Here is a 16201-nt window from a genome sequence, read left to right as displayed (position 1 = left end):
CCTCCGTGGCCGATGTTCTCTTCTACCATCTGACGGAATCGAAGCTGGAAGACGCGCTCCCGCCGCTCCTGGAAAAGAGCGTGGAGCGCGGCTGGCGCGTGGCCGTCCAGACGCGTGATCCCGAACGCCGGGATGCGCTCGATGCGCTTCTCTGGACCTATCGGGACGAGAGTTTTCTGCCACATGGCACAGAAGACGGCGCCTCGCCGGATCGCCAGCCGGTGCTGCTGACCACGGGTACCGAAAACATCAACCAGGCAAGCGTCCGCTTTCTGGTCGATGGCGCCGAGCCGCCGGATGAGCTGCCCTACGACCGCGTCGTCTTCGTCTTCGACGGATACGACGCGGAACAGCTCGACGGGGCCCGCTCGCAATGGAAACGGCTGAAGAGCCAGGGTCACACACTGACCTACTGGCAACAGAGCCCAGAGGGGCGCTGGGAGAAGAAGGCCTGAAATCGTCGAATGCCAGAAATGCAGAAGGGCCGCCACAGGGCGGCCCTTCGCAGTTTGCTATGATGTCTTGATCACCGCGTGGCTGCTGCTCTTCGCAGCCCGTTCCCAGTGTCGTTTGCCGCGGGCAGCGATGATCGTGCCCGGGACGAGGCGGTCTCGAGCTTGAAGTGGCTGATCAGGTGCGACAGGTTGACGGCATCATCGGCCAGCCTGTTGGTGCTGGCGGTCGTCTCCTCCACCATCGCAGCATTGCGCTGTGTGAACTGGTCCATCTGGCCGACGGCGGTATTGACCTCATGGAGCTTGTGGGACTGTTCCCTGGCCGCTGCCGCGATCTGGTGAACCGACTGGTTGATATGCATGACATGGTCCCTGATCCGCGACAGCGCATCCCCGGTTGCCGTCACAAGGCGCACGCCGATCCCGACTTCCTCGCCCGACTTGGTGATCAGCGCCTTGATGTCCTTGGCCGCACCTGCCGAACGCTGGGCGAGTTCCCGGACCTCCTGGGCAACGACGGCAAAGCCCTTGCCAGCCTCACCCGCCCGCGCCGCCTCGACGCCGGCGTTGAGGGCGAGAAGATTGGTCTGGAAGGCGATTTCGTCGATCACATTGATGATCTGGCCGATCTCGCCTGACGCCTGCTCGATCCGTCCCATCGCCGCGACCGCGTCGCCGACGACAGAACTCGATTCCTCGGTGCTGCGGCGCGCCTCGTCGACCATGCGGGTCGCCTGAAGCGCCGTGTCGGTCGATTGCCGGACCGCTGCGGTGATTTCCTCGAGTGCAGACGAGGTCTGCTCAAGTGCGGCCGCCTGCTGTTCTGTGCGTTTGGCAAGGTCGTCGGAGGCATAACGCAACTCGCCCGATCCGGAGCGGATCTGATCGATTGAGGTACGAACCTCGGCGACGACGGTTCTGAGAACCTGCATCGTGCCGTTCACATTGCCCTGCAGTTCCGCAAAGGCGCCGTTGAATTCGCCGCGCATGGTATCGGTCAGATCGCCATCGGACAGACCGGCGATGACGCGCCGTGTTTCCGCAAGGCCGTTGTCGATCGAGCGCACCAGGTCGTTCATCGAGCTTGCGAAGGCATTGAGATCCGGGAACTCGAAATCGCGATCGATCCGTTGGGAGAAGTCGCCGGCAATGGCCGCAGCACAAACCTGGCCGATGCTTTCCTGCAACTCGTCGCAGCGCTGCTTCATCCGGTGCTCCTGCGCGTTCATTTTCCGCACCCGAAGACCGTTCTGCTTGAACACATCGACGGCACGCGCCATGTCACCGATCTCGTTCTGCCGTTCGAGATAGGCGATCTCGACATCGAACTCGTTGCGGGCGAGGCGCCCCATGATCCGTGTCATGCGTTCGATCGGTTTGGTAACGCCGCGCGCGACAAAGATCATGGCGGCAATGCCGGCCAGCGCACCGACAACCAGGATCGCGGCATTGCTCAGAAGCGAGAGACGGAAACTGCTGGCGCTTTCTTCGAACATCGCGGCAGCCGCATCGACATTGGCGTCGCGGAATGTGTCTGCATAGCCATCCATCTCGTCATAGGCGACAACCATTTCCCCCGTGAGCAACGCCGCAGCGGCAGCCTTGTCGCCGGTGCGCGAAAGTTCGATCATGCGGTCGCCTGCGATAAGATAGTTTTCGGCGCTGGCCTTGAATCCTTCGAAAGCGGGCCTTTCCTGCGGAAGTGTGATCATTGCCTCATAGCGCGCCATCCGGTCCCTCAATTTATCGACCTCTTTGGCAACTGCCGCGTCGGCTGCAGCAAGCGTCTCCGGGGTCGTGCTCAGTATATGCCGCGTCTGCAAGGCACGCAGGTTGGCAATGGAGATATTCAGGCGGTTGGTGATGTCGACGACCGGTACCGAGCCTTGCGCCAGTCGCTGGACATTGGAAAAGACACCATTCATCGACCAGAGGGCAAAGCCACCCTGGACGACGAGAAGGGCAAGTAGAAGCATGAAGGCCCCGAGCAGCGAGGCTTTGATGGACAGGGGTTTCGTCGACATTCCGCAGCTTTCCGTTCACTCCGGGTCCGTGCCCTCATGGCATGGATCGCGGGGAGGGGGAGCCCCGGTTGCATCACCGAGGCGCTTCTCAGGTGTGCAGATCGTTCCGCGCACAGCTTCGCAATTCCCGGCAACGGAGGGGCCCGTCGGGGACAAAAACGTTTGCGCACAGTCATCCGGCCAGAAGGCTGACGATGGGTACGAAATGCACTTTGGATTGAAGTAGGCTGAACTAACTCGCGGGAATGATGTGGTCTGGAATTTAAAAGTTTACTAAAAATCGCGCCTGAGTTGCGCAACATCACGATTTTCTGATTTAAATATTATAAGAAAACAATGGGAACGCTATGGATTACAACCAAATTCGTACGATTTGGGCCTTGCCGCCTCGTAGGCGGGTTTAGACTGCTTCGGGTTGCAAAGAGGTAAGGCCAACGGTCAGCCCGCCATGCCCTCTTCGTATTCGGTGGACAGCTCCAGCCATTGCTCTTCCGCTGCCGAAAGCTTTGCCGCCGCTTCTCCGCGCTGCTTGGCCTTCTCGGCCGCCTTGGCCGGCGCCTTCTCATAGAGAGCCGGATCGGCAAGCTCCTTGTCGAGCGCCTGAATCAAAGTCTCCAGCTTCTTCGTCAAGGCCTCGACTTCGTTGATCTTTTTCTTGAGTGGTGCAAGGCTCGCGCGCCTGTCGGCAGCCGCCTTGCGTTGCTCGGCCTTGTTGACGGTATCAGCGCCGCCGTCGCCCTTGTCCTTCTCCACCGGCTTCTTGCCCGAGGCGATGATCAGCGAGCGATACTCTTCCATGTCGCCGTCGAAGCTGGTGACCGTGCCGTTGTTCACAAGCCAGAGCCGGTCGACGGTCGCCTCGATCAAGTGGCGATCATGGCTGATCAGGATAACGGCGCCCTCATAGTCGTTGAGCGCCTCGATCAACGCCTTGCGGCTGTCGATGTCGAGGTGGTTCGTCGGCTCGTCGAGGATCAGGAGGTTCGGGGCGTGGAAGGCGGCAAGCCCCATCAGCAGGCGCGCCTTCTCGCCGCCCGAGAGATCCTTGGCAGCCGTCTCCATCTTTTCGGTTGCAAGCCCCATCTGCGCGACGCGGGCACGCACCTTGGCTTCCGGCTCCAGCGGCATCAGCCGGCGCACATGGGCAACCGGGCTCTCGTTCGGGATGAGGTCGTCAAGCTGGTGCTGGGCGAAAAAGCCGATCTTCAGGCTCGATGCCGTCTTCAGCTGGCCGCCCTGGGCTTCCAGACGTCCGGAAATGAATTTGGCGAAGGTCGACTTGCCGTTGCCGTTCGAACCGAGAAGCGCGATGCGGTCATCGTTGTCGATGCGCAGGTTGAGGTTCTTCAGGATCGCTTTGCCCGGCTCGTAGCCGACCACGCCGCCCGAGATCGCAACGATCGGCGAGGCCGGCTGCTTTTCAGGCTTCGGGAAGGTGATCGGATGGACATGGTCCTCGATGACGGCGGCAACCGTCCCCATGCGCTCCAGCGCCTTGATGCGGCTCTGGGCCTGCTTGGCCTTGGTCGCCTTGGCGCGGAAGCGGTCGATGAAGCTCTGCAGATGCTTGCGCGCGGCGTCGTTCTTCGCCTTGGCCTTCATCTGCAATTCGTCGTTCTCGGCCTTCTGCCGTTCGAAGCTGTCATAGCCGCCGCGATAGAGCGTGAGCTTCTGCTGGTCGAGATGGATGATCGAGTTGACGGCGGTGTTCAGGAGATCCCGGTCATGGCTGATGATGATGACCGTGTGCGGATAGCGCCGCACATAGTCCTCAAGCCAGAGTGTGCCTTCAAGGTCGAGATAGTTGGTCGGTTCGTCGAGCAACAGCAGATCCGGCTCGGCGAAGAGCACCGAGGCGAGCGCCACGCGCATGCGCCAGCCGCCGGAGAAGGACGAGGCCGGGCGCAACTGCGCCTCGTGGTCGAAACCGAGGCCGGAGAGAATGGTCGCCGCACGCGCTTCCGCCGAATGCGCGCCGATATCGGCAAGCCGTGTCTGGATTTCGGCAATGCGATGCGGATCCGTCGCCGTCTCTGCCTCTACGAGCAGGGCTGCGCGCTCCTTGTCTGCGGCAAGCACGATGGAGATCAGCGAGTCTTCCGTTCCCGGCGCTTCCTGCGCGACCTGGCCGATGCGTGCATTCTTCGGGATCGAGATATTGCCGCTTTCGGAGGCCAGATCGCCCGTGATGATACGGAACAACGTCGATTTGCCCGCACCATTCTTGCCGACAAGGCCAGCCTTGGTCCCGGCCGGCAGCGCGACGCTGGCGTGGTCGATGAGCAGGCGGCCTGCGATGCGGGCGGAGATATCGTTGATCGTGATCATGGTTCTGGCTTTTGGCCGATGTCACGGCCAAAGGCAAGCGGGCGAGGGCGCCCGGTCGGGCCTGCCGGGCGATCTCGTCAGGCGACCTGGCGCTGTCCGGGCTTGTAGCCGATGATCGGCTGGCGCGGGTTTTGCCGTGCCAATATCGTGGCGGTCTTGGCAATGGCGAGCCAGCTTGTCGGATCGGCGGCTTCGTGTGCCATGGCGTGACCGATCGCGAGTGGCAGGCCGCCGGAACCCGGCGAGGTCTCGGAAGCGAAGACGAGATTGTTATCCGCCGTCGTGAACAGCCGTTCGGCGATGATGTGTGCCTCGTCGGCGTTGATGCCTTGGAAGACGAAGGCAAAGGTGTCGGCCTCGATGCGGGCGATGAAGTCGTGCTTCTTGATCGCCTTGCGGAAGATCGTCGCCAGACCACGGATGAGCTTGCTGACCGCTTCGTCGCCATACTGGTGCTGCAGTCCGGGAAGATCGAGGACTTCGATCAGCACAAGCGCGCTCGGCTTGGCCGCCGAGGAGGCCGAATGGGCGTCCTCCAGCGTCTGGATGAAGCTGATCCGGTTGGCGAGGCCGGTCAGATGGTCCCGTTTCATCGCAGCCTGCGCTGCGCGAATGGCCCGGTCTGCGGCATTCAGACTGTCCAGCCCCTCGGCAACATCTGATGCCAGCGCGGTTTCCGCCTTGATCATGTCCCCGGCAATCGAGGAGAGCAGATCCAACTCCCCGAGCAACTGGTCGATACCGACGGTGACATCCTCGCGGATCGAGCGGATGACGCCTTCCACCGAGTTCGTGAAAGCGCGCTTCTGGGTCAGTCCGAGCGACAGTTGGTCGCTGAGCCGTTTCAGCGTTTTCAGCGTTTCGTCCTGCAAGCGTTCCGCCGAGACGCCGCAATGGCCGGCAAGCCGGTGCTTGAGGCCGAGTTGGTCGAGCGCCGATTGCGTCGGACGGGATCCAAGGGCTGCAAGCTCACGCGCAAGATCCGATTTGCTGCCGGCAAAGGCTTCATGAACCAGTTCGAAGTTGCGGGGGATCCCGGCGATCTGATGTTTCAGCATGAAGACCGTGATCTTCTGGAGATCGTCTGCAATTCCGCTCATCAATTTGTCCTGATCATCCGATGAGTTGCGCTTGGTCTGTGGGAGGCCGGAACTATTCCCGCAGAATTGTGGTCTCGTAACACGGCACCACATACGAAACGGTTAAGGCAAAGGCCTGTTTCAGGGACTTCCCTTTTGCCTTTTGCTAAAGCGGAATTGCCCGAAATATGAGCGGGTTCCGCCCTTCGGTTAATTATATTTTAGAGATGTTTGTGGTTTGCTGATGCTCTGAAAACCAGCTGGGGAAGAGCCTTCTCAGCACTCGACCGGCGAACATACGTAGGCACCATGAAGTCCCTTATTCCCGCTGTCTACTTCTCGCTGGCGGTCGCCGTTGTCGCTGTCATAGCGGCAAGGCCGTCCGGCCCCTTCGTCCTCGTTGTAACCTCACCCGCGGCACATGCGGCGGGTTCGATGGCAGTCATCGACCGTGCTGACGGTGCTTTCGTCTGGGCTGGAAGCGTCCCGTGGATGTCGGTCGCTTATTCGCAGGCTCCGGATTTTCCGGAGCGGCTTCTCGATGCGGGCGCTTTGCTCGTCATCAACCATGATCTGGCGCTTGGTTGCCTGCAAGGAATGAACACATGAATGAACTGAATAAGCTCAGAGACAGGATCTCCTACGGCATCGTCGGACTGCTCTGGATCAACTTTGCCCTGATCGTCATCCGCAATCTCGTCCGCGAGCAAGGTGTCGACTGGACCATGATCCTGGCCACTCTCGCCCTGTTGGTGCCGGCCACACTCTTGTGGACAAGGGATCGTACCGGCGCGACCACCCGCATGGTTACCTCCATGGCGAATGCGGCGACGGTCGCTATTCTCGTTTTCGCCTTCCAGGGCTCGCCGCTCCAAATCGACATCCACATGTACTTCTTCGCGAGCCTGGCGATCTGTGCCGCCTGGATCGATTGGAAGGCGATTATCGGCTACGCCGCGCTCGTCGCGGTCCACCATCTGCTGCTGTATGTTGCGATGCCGCTGGCGGTCTTCCCGGGTGATTCCGACTTCTCGCGCGTCGTCCTGCATGCGGTGGTGCTGATCGTCCAGAGCATCGTCCTGATCGCTCTGACCTCGGCCGTCGTCAAGGCATTCGATGTCTCCGACAAGGCTGTTGCCGATGCAGTCGCTGCCGAGCGCGAGGCCGTAGAGATGGCCGATCACGTCAAGCGAACCGATGCCGCTGCCGATGCCGACCGCCGCAAGCGGGAAGCGGAAAAGGCGCGGGAAGCCGAAGCGGTGGACTACGCCGTTTCCGAACTGGCCAGATCGCTGCAGAAGCTGGCGGAAGGGGACCTCTCCTACCGCATCGACAGCGCCTTCTCAGGCCCGCTTGATGAGCTGCGCACGTCCTTCAATGCCTCCGTGCAGAAGCTCGAAGTCGTCGTTTCTCAGGTCGGTCAGGTGGCCTCAGTTCTCCGCAACGGTACGGGCCAGATCGGCCAGGCCAACAACGATCTCTCCGCCCGCAGCGAGCGCCAGGCCGCGTCGGTCGAGGAAACCGCGAGCGCGCTGTCCAGCGTGATGGCCACAGTGAAGGAAACCGCGTCTGTCGCGGATTCGGTCGGCAAGTTGGTCAACCAGGCAAGGATGGGTGCGGAACGATCCGGCACGATCGTAACCGACGCGGTCTCTGCCATGAGCCGTATCGAGCAGTCGTCGCAGTCCATTTCGAACATCATCGGCGTCATCGACGAGATTGCCTTCCAGACCAATCTTCTGGCGCTGAACGCCGGCGTCGAAGCGGCGCGTGCCGGTGAGGCCGGAAAGGGTTTTGCCGTCGTCGCACAGGAGGTCCGCGAACTCGCTCAGCGCTCCGCCAATGCAGCGAAGGAGATAAAGACCCTCATCAACGCATCCGGGGAAGAAGTGCGCAACGGTGTGTCACTGGTCGACCAGGCCGGCGAGGCTTTGAGCACGATCGCGACCGAGGTTCAGTCGATCAGCCACGAGATCTCCAAGATCATCGATGGTGCCAAGACCCAGGCACAGGGCCTTGTCGAGATTGATCAGGCGGTCGGGCACATCGACAAGAACACCCAGCGGAATGCTGCGATGGTGGAGGAGTCAAGCGCTGCGATCCAGCAACTCGTCCAGGAGGCCACCACGCTGGATCACCTGATGGCGCAGTTCAAGACCGGATCGAAGACGGGTTCCGGAACCCGTCGCGCCGCTTGACCGCAGCCAAGCCCATATCCGCACGAAAGACTTGGGGTCACGATCGTCGTGGCCCCATTTCCGTTTTAGAGCCCCGTCAGGCCTCTGTCGCGTCTCACAGCCACTGCTGGCCCTGGCTGCGGACGAAATAGATCAGGTCGAGGCTGAGGCTCGGCTTGCCCAGTCCGGTCAATCCGGCATGAACCTGCCCACGATGGTGGGTCTGGTGGTTGAAGACATGGGTGAGGGCCGGCCAGAGCTTATGGCTTACGCGTTCCGGCGATGTGACCGGCGTGTAGCTGAAGTCGCTATTCAGCCGCTCCGCAGTCAGGCTCTGCGCATAACGGATGATCCGCGTGTCTTCTTCCAGCCGAGCGGCCCGCAGATCCTCGAAGTCATCATAGGGGCGCTCATCCAGGGAGCGGGGCATCGGGCCTTCGCCGGTGAACCGGTTCAGCCAGATCCGGTCTGCGGTCAGGATGTGGCTGAGCGTGGCGAAGATTGATCCGAAGAAGGCGCCGGTGTCGCGGTGGAGCTCTTCGGTCGAGAGGTCTGCGACAGCAGAATAAAGCAGCCTGTTGGCCCAAGCATTGTAGTCCGCGAGCATCTGATAGTTCTGCATGGTACGCTCCTGATTGTGGTCCTGCATCCAGTCTAGCCGGCTTCGACCGAAATGGGGGTTATGGGTTCCATGAAAAATGCTGATTTGCATCCGGCCCCGTGATCGGCTTTTTTGGTGCGAACCTAGGAGATCCCGATGACGATGACCCTCTATTCGCTGTGCGGCGCCGATGCCGCGCGTCCTTTCTCGCCCCATTGCTGGAAGACCGTGATGGCCCTCCACCACAAGGGCCTTGTATTCGAGGAGCGGCCGCTCGCCTTCACGGCGATCCCAACAATCGAGGGCGGGTTCTCAAAGACGGTTCCGATCCTTAGGGACGGTCAGGAACTGATCTCCGACAGCTTTCGGATCGCGCTCTATCTGGAGGAGGCCTATCCCGAGCAGCCGAGCCTGTTTGGCGGGCAGGGCGGTGTCGCCGCAGCACGCCTGGTGGAGGGCTATTCCCAGCATGTCGTCCATACCGCAATCACGAAGATCGCTCTCGTCGACATCCACGACATGCTGGCTCCCGCTGACCAAGCCTATTTCCGCAAAAGCCGTGAGGAAAGGCTCGGACGGACCTTGGAGGACATGGCCGCCGGTCGCGACGCCGCAATTGCAGCCCTTCCGGCAGCGCTCCAGCCGCTCCGTCACATGCTGGTCTTCCAGCCTTTCGTCGGCGGCGCAACCCCGCTCTTCGGCGACTATATCCTGTTCGGTGCGCTGCAATGGCTGAGGGTCACCACGGGCGCCATCCACCTGCCGGCGGATGATCCAGTGAGCCTCTGGTTCGACCGTTGCCTCGAACTCCATGACGGCGTCGCCCATGCGGTCGCCTGACCGGTCAAAACCGTGTGATTGTGACGTCGTCGTGAAATTGTCGAAGCCCTCTTGTCTTCGTGATTCGGGGCGGGTAGATACCGCCCACTTTCCCTGACAGACAAAAGGATGAGACAGATGGCGATTGAACGCACCTTCTCGATGATCAAGCCCGATGCCACCAAGCGCAACCTGACCGGCGCCATCACCAAGGTTTTCGAAGACAACGGCCTGCGCGTCGTCGCTTCGAAGCGCGTTTGGATGAGCAAGCGCGAAGCTGAAGGCTTCTACGCCGTTCACAAGGAACGCCCCTTCTTCGGCGAACTGGTTGAAGGCATGACCTCGGGCCCGACCGTCGTTCAGGTTCTCGAAGGCGAAAACGCCATCCTGAAGAACCGCGAAATCATGGGCGCGACCAACCCGGCCAATGCCGACGAAGGCACGATCCGCAAGATGTTCGCCCTGTCGATCGGCGAAAACTCGGTTCACGGTTCGGACGCTCCGGAAACCGCTGCCCAGGAAATCAGCTACTGGTTCGCCGACACCGAAATCGTCGGCTGAATCAAGTCCTGAGGCTGAAGCCTCAAGACGTTGGATAGATTAAAGAACCGGGGCTGAAAGGCTCCGGTTTTTTCATGCCGCCATGTGGTCGAGACAAGGGAAGGCACACGTCGGCTCGGCCAAAGCGTGAGCAATCCTGCCAAGTCGAGATCGATTGGCGGCTGTGGCAGTTCATGCGAGGCGTACGCTTATCGGTTCCAGCGATCCCGTGCCGTATCGTCGGCGTCCTTTGCCGCGACCCAGTCGCCGCTGGTGCCATCTTGCGCGTGTTCCTTCTTCCAGAACGGCGCTGAGGTCTTCAGGAAATCCATGACGAAATTGGCGCCGTCGAAAGCCGCCTGCCGATGCGGGGCAGCGGCAAGGACGAGCACGATCTGTTCCCCCGCCTCGATCCGCCCGAAACGGTGGATGGCAGTGAGCCCCAGCAGCGAGAAGCGATCGATCGCAAGTTCCGCGATCCGGGTCATCTCTGTTTCCGCCATGCCCGGATAATGTTCGAGTTCGAGCGCCGAAAGCGTTCCCGCCTCGTCGCGGCAAAGGCCGACAAAGGAAACGAGCGCTCCAATGTCCTTGCGCCCGGCTGAGAGAGCCTGCAACTCGGCTGCCGGATCGAAATCCTCGCGCTGGACGCGGATGGTGGGGGCGGGCCTGATCGTCACGGCTTATCCTCCAGCGGGCGCCTCTCAGCCGCCGGTCATCGGCGGGAAGATGCCGATCTCACGGGCGCCAGCAATCAGTTCGTTATGCTCGACATGTTCCTGGTTGATGGCGACCCGGATCGCCTTGGGAAAGCGCAGAGCCTCCTCATAGCCTTCACCGAGGGTCGCAAGCCAGGATACCAGCTCGCCGGCGGTCTTGACCTCGGCCGGGATCTCCAGTTCTTCCTCGCCCTTGCCGATCCGCTCGCGAACCCAGGCGAAGTAGACCACCTTCACCATCTCAATCCACCATGTGCTTGGCGCCGGCGCGGAAATAGTCGTAGCCGGTATAGATGGTCAGGATGGCGGCGATCCAGAGAAGCGCGATGCCGATATGGGTGGCGAGGCCAAACTCGACATAGGGTAGAACTTTATCCCCCGCCGGGCCGGCCAGCAGGAAGGCGAGTGCGAACATCTGCGCGGTCGTCTTCCACTTGGCGATCTGGGTAACTGGCACGGACACCTTGAGCGCCGCCAGATACTCACGCAGGCCCGAGACCAGGATCTCGCGGCAGAGAATGGTGATGGCGGCCCAGAGCGACCAGCCCGCGATCGTACCATCCGCCGCCATCAGGAGCAGCACCGAAGCGATCAGAAGCTTGTCGGCGATCGGGTCCAACATCTTGCCGATATTGGATGTCTGGTTCCAGATGCGTGCCAGATAGCCGTCGAGATAGTCGGTGATCGAGGCGACGACAAAGATCGTCAGCGCCGTCCAGCGGGCGAAGTCTGAGCTCTGAAGTCGGCCTTCCAGAAAGAAGCACACGACGATGAGCGGCACGGCGAGAATGCGAGCGTAGGTCAGGAGATTCGGAATGTTGTATGCGCGCGAAGCCATGATGCCCTGTCTTTGAAGTCTGGTGCTCTGAGTGATGTGATGGGTTTCCGTCGAGGCCGTCAACTCAAGAATTCTGAATCGTCTGTATCATCATCTCGACCCCGGATGCGTCGTTTCCGTGTCAGTCACCCCTGCTTTCGTGAAAATGGTTGTAGATCAGCCGCGCAACCGCTTCCGAGATGCCCTCGACGGCCATCAAGTCGCTGACCGCGGCGCGGGATACAGCCTTGGCCGTGCCGAAATGCTGCAGCAGCGCCCGTTTGCGCGTCGGTCCGATACCGGCGATCTCGTCGAGCGGGTTCTTGACCATTTCCTTCTTGCGCCGCGCCCGGTGTGAGCCGATTGCAAACCGATGCGCTTCGTCGCGCATGCGCTGGATGAAGTAGAGAACCGGGTCGCGCGGTGGCAGCGTGAAGTCGGGCTTGCCCTCGACGAAGAAGCGCTCGCGGCCCGCATCGCGATCCACACCCTTGGCAACGCCGATGGCAATCACGCTCTCGGTGATATCGAGATCGGCAAGGATCTTGCGCACGGCACTCATCTGGCCCTGGCCACCGTCGATCAGAATGACATCAGGCCAGGCGGGGAAGGGGCTGTCCCCAGAGTCTTCCGGGGCCGCGCTGCGGTCCGGCTTGCCTTCTTCCTTCAGCAGGCGCGAGAAGCGTCGGGTCATCACTTCGCGCATCATGCCGAAGTCATCTCCGGGCGTGATGTCGGTCGATTTGATGTTGAACTTTCGGTACTGGCCCTTCACGAAGCCTTCCGGCCCCGCGACCACCATGCCGCCCACCGCATTGGTGCCCATGATATGGGAGTTGTCGTAGATCTCGATGCGGCGCGGCACGTAAGGCAGCTGAAAGGTCTCGGCGAGACCGGCCAGCAGACGCGACTGCGACGCGGTTTCGGCAAGCTTCCGCCCATGTGCCTCGCGGGCATTGGCATTCACGTGATCGACGAGATCCTTCTTTTCCCCACGCTGCGGCACGCTGATCGAAACCTTGTGCCCGGCCTTTTCCGACAGGGCGGAGGCGAGCAGGTCCTGCTCCTCGACCTCTTCGGACAAGAGGATCAGCCGCGGCACAGGCTTGTCGTCATAGAACTGCGCGAGGAACGAGTTGAGCACTTCCGCTGCGCTCAGTTGCGGATCGGCCTTCGGGAAATAGGCCTGGTTGCCCCAGTTCTGGCTGGCGCGGAAGAAGAAGACCTGAATGCAGGACAGCCCGCCTTCGTGATGGATGGCAAAGACATCGGCCTCGTCCACACCGGCCGGATTGATGCCCTGATGGCTCTGCACATGCGACAGACCCGCGAGACGATCACGGAACACGGCGGCGCGCTCGAAGTCGAGATCCTCGGCCGCCTCGTTCATCGCGCGCGCCATGGCTTCCTTGACGTTCTGGCTCTTGCCCGACAGGAAGTCCTTCGCTTCGCGCACCAGGCCCGCATAATCCTGATCGCTGATCTCATGTGTGCACGGACCCGAACAGCGCTTGATTTGATAAAGCAGGCAGGGTCGCGTGCGGCTCTCGAAGACGCTGTCGGTGCAGGTGCGCAGCAGGAAGGCGCGCTGCAGCGAATTGATCGTGCGACCAACCGCACTCGCCGAAGCAAAGGGGCCGAAATAGTCGCCCTTGCGGGCGCGCGCCCCGCGATGCTTGTAGATGGCGGGCGATCGGCTGTCGCCGGTGATCAGAATATAGGGAAAACTCTTGTCGTCGCGCAGAAGCACGTTGAAGCGCGGGCGCAGGCGCTTGATCAGGTTGGCTTCGAGCAGCAGCGCCTCGACCTCGGTGCGTGTCGTGACGAATTCCATGTGCACGGTATCGCGCACCATGCGCGACAGCCGGTTCGAGTGAACGCGGCCCTGGGCATAATTGCTGACACGCTTCTTCAGGCTTCGAGCCTTGCCGACATACATGACCTCGCCGGCCTTGTTCAGCATGCGGTAGACGCCGGGCGCATTGGGCAGCCGCTTGACGAATTCGGCAATCAGGTCAGCGCCGGTGAGCCCTGTTTCATCAAGGCCGTCGACATGCCAGTCGATCTCGATGCCGGGGCGGGTGGCATCCACCTCCGCCACGACGTCGTCGTCATCCTCTTCCGAACCGTCATAGAGAATGCCGCCATCGGGCAGCTTTCCTCCATTCATTCATTGATCTCCGTGCCGTGCCAAATCAGATGCTGGCCCCCATCCAAGGCGATCATTTGGCCGGTGATCGACGGCGTGTCAAAAAGAAAGCGGATCGTGCGGCCGAATTCATCGAGCGAGGGGCCGCGCTTGAGGGGCAGGCTGTCGATCTGCGCCTGAAAATCCTCTGGCCGCTGCCGTTCCGAAATCAAGCTGGGGCCGGGGCCGATCGCATTGACCCGAACACGAGGCGAAAAGGCCTGGGCCAGCGTTTGCGTCGCTGTCCAGAGGGTCGATTTCGACAGCGTATAGGAAAAGAAGGTCGGTTTCAGCGCCAGGACGCGCTGATCGATGATGTTGACGATCAGGCCTGCGCTGTCCTCGGGCAGCGCCTTGACGAGCGCACCACTGAGGATCGCTGGTGCCCGGACATGGACGTTGAAGTGCCGATCGAAGATTTCGGGATCGAAATCGATGGCGGAATCATCCTCGAAGATCGAGGCATTGTTGACGAGCAGCCCGACAGGCCCGAATTCGGCTTCCGTCTGCGCAATCAGTGATCCGGTCTCAGAAATGTTACCAAGGTCCGCCTTCAGCGCGATTGCCCGTTTTCCCTCGGACCGCAATGTGTGGGCCACGGCCTCTGCCTCATCCAGCGAACCGTTGGCATGCAATGCCACGGCAAAGCCATGGGCCGCCAAGTCTTCGGCGATGGCGCGGCCAAGTCGTTTTGCGGATCCGGTGACCAAAGCCACCTTCGGGATGCCGTTTTGCATGTGTCTTACCTTGTGCTGTCAGTGGTGTTGCGCTGCATATATGGCGCCGAGGCGACATTTAAACGGGGCATTCCTGAAACTTTGCCCGGGGTTTGCTTTGTGGGGTCCGCGTATAATGTAAGTATAAGTTGATGAAATCTTCAGTAAATCGCGTAAAGCATTTGTTATGGTTAACGAATCGTTTGTGTCTTTTAAGCAACGTCCCGATTTGGTCATGGCGATGCCACAATGAATTCACATTTCCGCTCTTTCATTTCCTCAATTTCTATTCATCTAGACAGTCGGAACGGACAGATTACCCACTAACGTTCAGGCCGCCGTTGGTTCTTAGTGAAGAGCGGCCGGGAACCGAAAGGAGACTAACATGCGTACCCTCAAGATCATGCTTCTGGCATCCGCCACCTCCGTCGCAGCTTTCGCCGCCCAGGCAGCTGACGCCATCTACCAGGCACCGGAAGCCCCGGCTGCCGCCGAATCCTACTCTGCGCCGGCAGGCAACTGGTCGGGTGCCTATGTCGGTGGTGGTCTGACCTACGACTTCGGCAAGTTCACCGGCTCGAACAACGGCCGTGACGCCAAGGACCTCGGCGGCACCCTGTACGGCGGTTACAACATGCAGAATGGCTCGATTGTATACGGTGCTGAAGCCGACATCAGCTACAATGGCGAAGAAGGCAATGCTGGCACCCAGGCTGGCGTCGCTGGCGGCCTGACTGGCACCCAGGGCGTCAACGGCTCGGTCCGCGGTCGCGTCGGTTACGACCTGAACCCCTTCCTGGTCTATGGTACGGCTGGTCTGGCTGTTGCCAACCATGAGCTGTCCGGCGCCGGAACCGATGACGAGAAACTGGCAGCCGGTTACACGGTTGGTGCCGGTGTCGAGACCTTCGTCACCGACAACATCACGGCACGCGTCGAGTATCGCTACAGCGACTACCAGAAGCGCGACTTCAACCTCGGTGGTTCGACCATTTCCCGTGGCTTCGACGACCACTCGGTCAAGGTCGGCATGGGCGTGAAGTTCTGATCCACGCGATCCAGAAATGAAGAAAAGCCGGGCATCGTCCCGGCTTTTCTGTTTTTTGTCGAAGGTTTCGGCAGATCAGGCCTTCGGCCGCAGAGCCGGGTAGGGCTCGAAAGCCTTCGCGAACTTGGCCGGCCATTCCGTGAGCGCGGCCCGACCATTTTCCCATTCGCCGGGGAAGCGCAACATCAGGTAGCCGAGGGTGGACGCCAGCGCAAAGTGGCCGCCATGTAGCTTCTTTCCGATCTTTGGCAGGTGCTTGTCGAGATGATCGAGGCTGCGGTTGATCTTCGCCCATTGCCGGTCGATCGCATCCTGGCTGACGAGTTCCGGCGGTCGGAAGCGCTTTTCGTAGACGATGGCCAGCAGGCTGTCGCAGATACCGTCGGACAGGGCCTCGAGCACATCCGCTTCGGTCCGCTTCTCGTCCTTTTTTGGATAAAGACGTTTGTCGGACGCGCGATGCAGATATTGCATGATCGCGCGGCTGTCGAAGATGGCCGTTCCGTCGTCGGTGATCAGCGTCGGGATCTTGCCGAGCGGATTGGCGTCGACGAGTTCCGACGGGTTTTCCGCCGTGTTGACCCTGACCTCTTCCAGTTCGATGCCAAGATGGCGGGCCGCCATGCGAACCTTGGACGAATAGGGCGAGGCGGGCGCGAAGAGCAGCTTCATGATGGTTTCCTGTGGCTC

16 protein-coding genes are annotated in these 16201 nt (G+C 60.9%); 6 read left to right on the top strand and 10 right to left on the bottom strand.

Going from position 1 to position 16201, the window contains the following annotated elements; all coding sequences use genetic code 11:
* Positions 1 to 5 precede the first annotated feature (5 nt).
* Positions 6 to 455: a DNA polymerase III subunit chi gene (locus BSY240_RS06005; RefSeq protein WP_069043845.1), complete on the top strand. Its 450-nt coding sequence runs from the start codon at positions 6 to 8 to the stop codon at positions 453 to 455.
* 71 nt (positions 456 to 526) lie between these two features.
* Here BSY240_RS06005 and BSY240_RS06000 read toward each other — a convergent pair whose 3' ends face one another.
* From BSY240_RS06000 to BSY240_RS05990, 3 genes are all read right to left on the bottom strand, one after another.
* Positions 527 to 2479, bottom strand: a complete 1953-nt coding sequence (locus BSY240_RS06000) for a HAMP domain-containing methyl-accepting chemotaxis protein (RefSeq protein WP_083229566.1) — start codon at positions 2477 to 2479, stop codon at positions 527 to 529.
* 438 nt (positions 2480 to 2917) lie between these two features.
* Entirely contained in the window at positions 2918 to 4807 is a 1890-nt protein-coding gene (locus BSY240_RS05995) for an ABC-F family ATP-binding cassette domain-containing protein (protein WP_054150521.1), read from the bottom strand.
* Between the two features lie 77 nt (positions 4808 to 4884).
* A complete protein-coding gene (locus tag BSY240_RS05990) occupies positions 4885 to 5907 on the bottom strand; it encodes a diguanylate cyclase domain-containing protein (RefSeq protein ID WP_054150522.1) in 1023 nt (340 codons plus the stop codon).
* Positions 5908 to 6195: 288 nt separating this feature from the next.
* Between BSY240_RS05990 and BSY240_RS05985 the strand changes: the two genes are divergently transcribed.
* Positions 6196 to 6495, top strand: a complete 300-nt coding sequence (locus BSY240_RS05985; RefSeq protein WP_054150523.1) for a hypothetical protein — start codon at positions 6196 to 6198, stop codon at positions 6493 to 6495.
* On the top strand, positions 6492 to 8084 hold the full coding sequence (locus BSY240_RS05980; protein WP_069041710.1) for a methyl-accepting chemotaxis protein: 1593 nt from the start codon (positions 6492 to 6494) through the stop codon (positions 8082 to 8084). Before BSY240_RS05985 ends, BSY240_RS05980 begins: the two co-directional genes overlap by 4 nt.
* A gap of 94 nt (positions 8085 to 8178) precedes the next feature.
* Here BSY240_RS05980 and BSY240_RS05975 read toward each other — a convergent pair whose 3' ends face one another.
* Positions 8179 to 8685, bottom strand: a complete 507-nt coding sequence (locus tag BSY240_RS05975) for a DinB family protein (RefSeq protein ID WP_069041709.1) — start codon at positions 8683 to 8685, stop codon at positions 8179 to 8181.
* A 135-nt stretch (positions 8686 to 8820) separates the two neighbouring features.
* Here BSY240_RS05975 and BSY240_RS05970 point away from each other — a divergent pair, with 135 nt between their 5' ends.
* Entirely contained in the window at positions 8821 to 9504 is a 684-nt protein-coding gene (locus BSY240_RS05970; RefSeq protein ID WP_069041708.1) for a glutathione S-transferase family protein, read from the top strand.
* A gap of 117 nt (positions 9505 to 9621) precedes the next feature.
* The gene (ndk, locus tag BSY240_RS05965; protein WP_054150527.1) at positions 9622 to 10044 is read left to right on the top strand and encodes a nucleoside-diphosphate kinase; all 423 of its coding nucleotides are present in this window, start codon (positions 9622 to 9624) and stop codon (positions 10042 to 10044) included.
* A 188-nt stretch (positions 10045 to 10232) separates the two neighbouring features.
* On the opposite strand, the gene BSY240_RS05960 is transcribed toward ndk, so the two are convergent.
* The 5 genes from BSY240_RS05960 to BSY240_RS05940 form a co-directional block, all read right to left on the bottom strand.
* Positions 10233 to 10697, bottom strand: a complete 465-nt coding sequence (locus BSY240_RS05960; protein WP_442856009.1) for a molybdenum cofactor biosynthesis protein MoaE — start codon at positions 10695 to 10697, stop codon at positions 10233 to 10235.
* Between the two features lie 30 nt (positions 10698 to 10727).
* Positions 10728 to 10982 carry a molybdopterin converting factor subunit 1 gene (moaD, locus tag BSY240_RS05955; protein ID WP_069041706.1) on the bottom strand — a complete coding sequence of 85 codons (255 nt, stop codon included), beginning with the start codon at positions 10980 to 10982 and terminating at the stop codon, positions 10728 to 10730.
* Position 10983: 1 nt separating this feature from the next.
* Positions 10984 to 11580 carry a CDP-diacylglycerol--glycerol-3-phosphate 3-phosphatidyltransferase gene (gene pgsA / locus BSY240_RS05950; protein ID WP_054150530.1) on the bottom strand — a complete coding sequence of 199 codons (597 nt, stop codon included), beginning with the start codon at positions 11578 to 11580 and terminating at the stop codon, positions 10984 to 10986.
* Positions 11581 to 11701: 121 nt separating this feature from the next.
* Entirely contained in the window at positions 11702 to 13729 is a 2028-nt protein-coding gene (uvrC, locus tag BSY240_RS05945) for an excinuclease ABC subunit UvrC (RefSeq protein WP_054150531.1), read from the bottom strand.
* Positions 13726 to 14484, bottom strand: coding sequence for an SDR family oxidoreductase (locus tag BSY240_RS05940; RefSeq protein ID WP_054150532.1), 759 nt, complete (start codon positions 14482 to 14484; stop codon positions 13726 to 13728). The genes uvrC and BSY240_RS05940 overlap by 4 nt, the downstream gene beginning before the upstream one ends.
* Positions 14485 to 14848: 364 nt before the next feature.
* Here BSY240_RS05940 and BSY240_RS05935 point away from each other — a divergent pair, with 364 nt between their 5' ends.
* On the top strand, positions 14849 to 15511 hold the full coding sequence (locus tag BSY240_RS05935; RefSeq protein WP_054150533.1) for an outer membrane protein: 663 nt from the start codon (positions 14849 to 14851) through the stop codon (positions 15509 to 15511).
* 75 nt (positions 15512 to 15586) lie between these two features.
* On the opposite strand, the gene BSY240_RS05930 is transcribed toward BSY240_RS05935, so the two are convergent.
* Entirely contained in the window at positions 15587 to 16183 is a 597-nt protein-coding gene (locus BSY240_RS05930; RefSeq protein ID WP_054150534.1) for a glutathione S-transferase family protein, read from the bottom strand.
* Between the last annotated feature and the right edge of the window lie 18 nt (positions 16184 to 16201).

The sequence above is a fragment of the Agrobacterium sp. RAC06 genome (assembly GCF_001713475.1).
Taxonomy (GTDB): Bacteria; Pseudomonadota; Alphaproteobacteria; order Rhizobiales; family Rhizobiaceae; genus Allorhizobium.
Note: the sequence above shows the minus strand (reverse complement) of the source record. Positions and strands in the feature narration are given on the sequence as shown.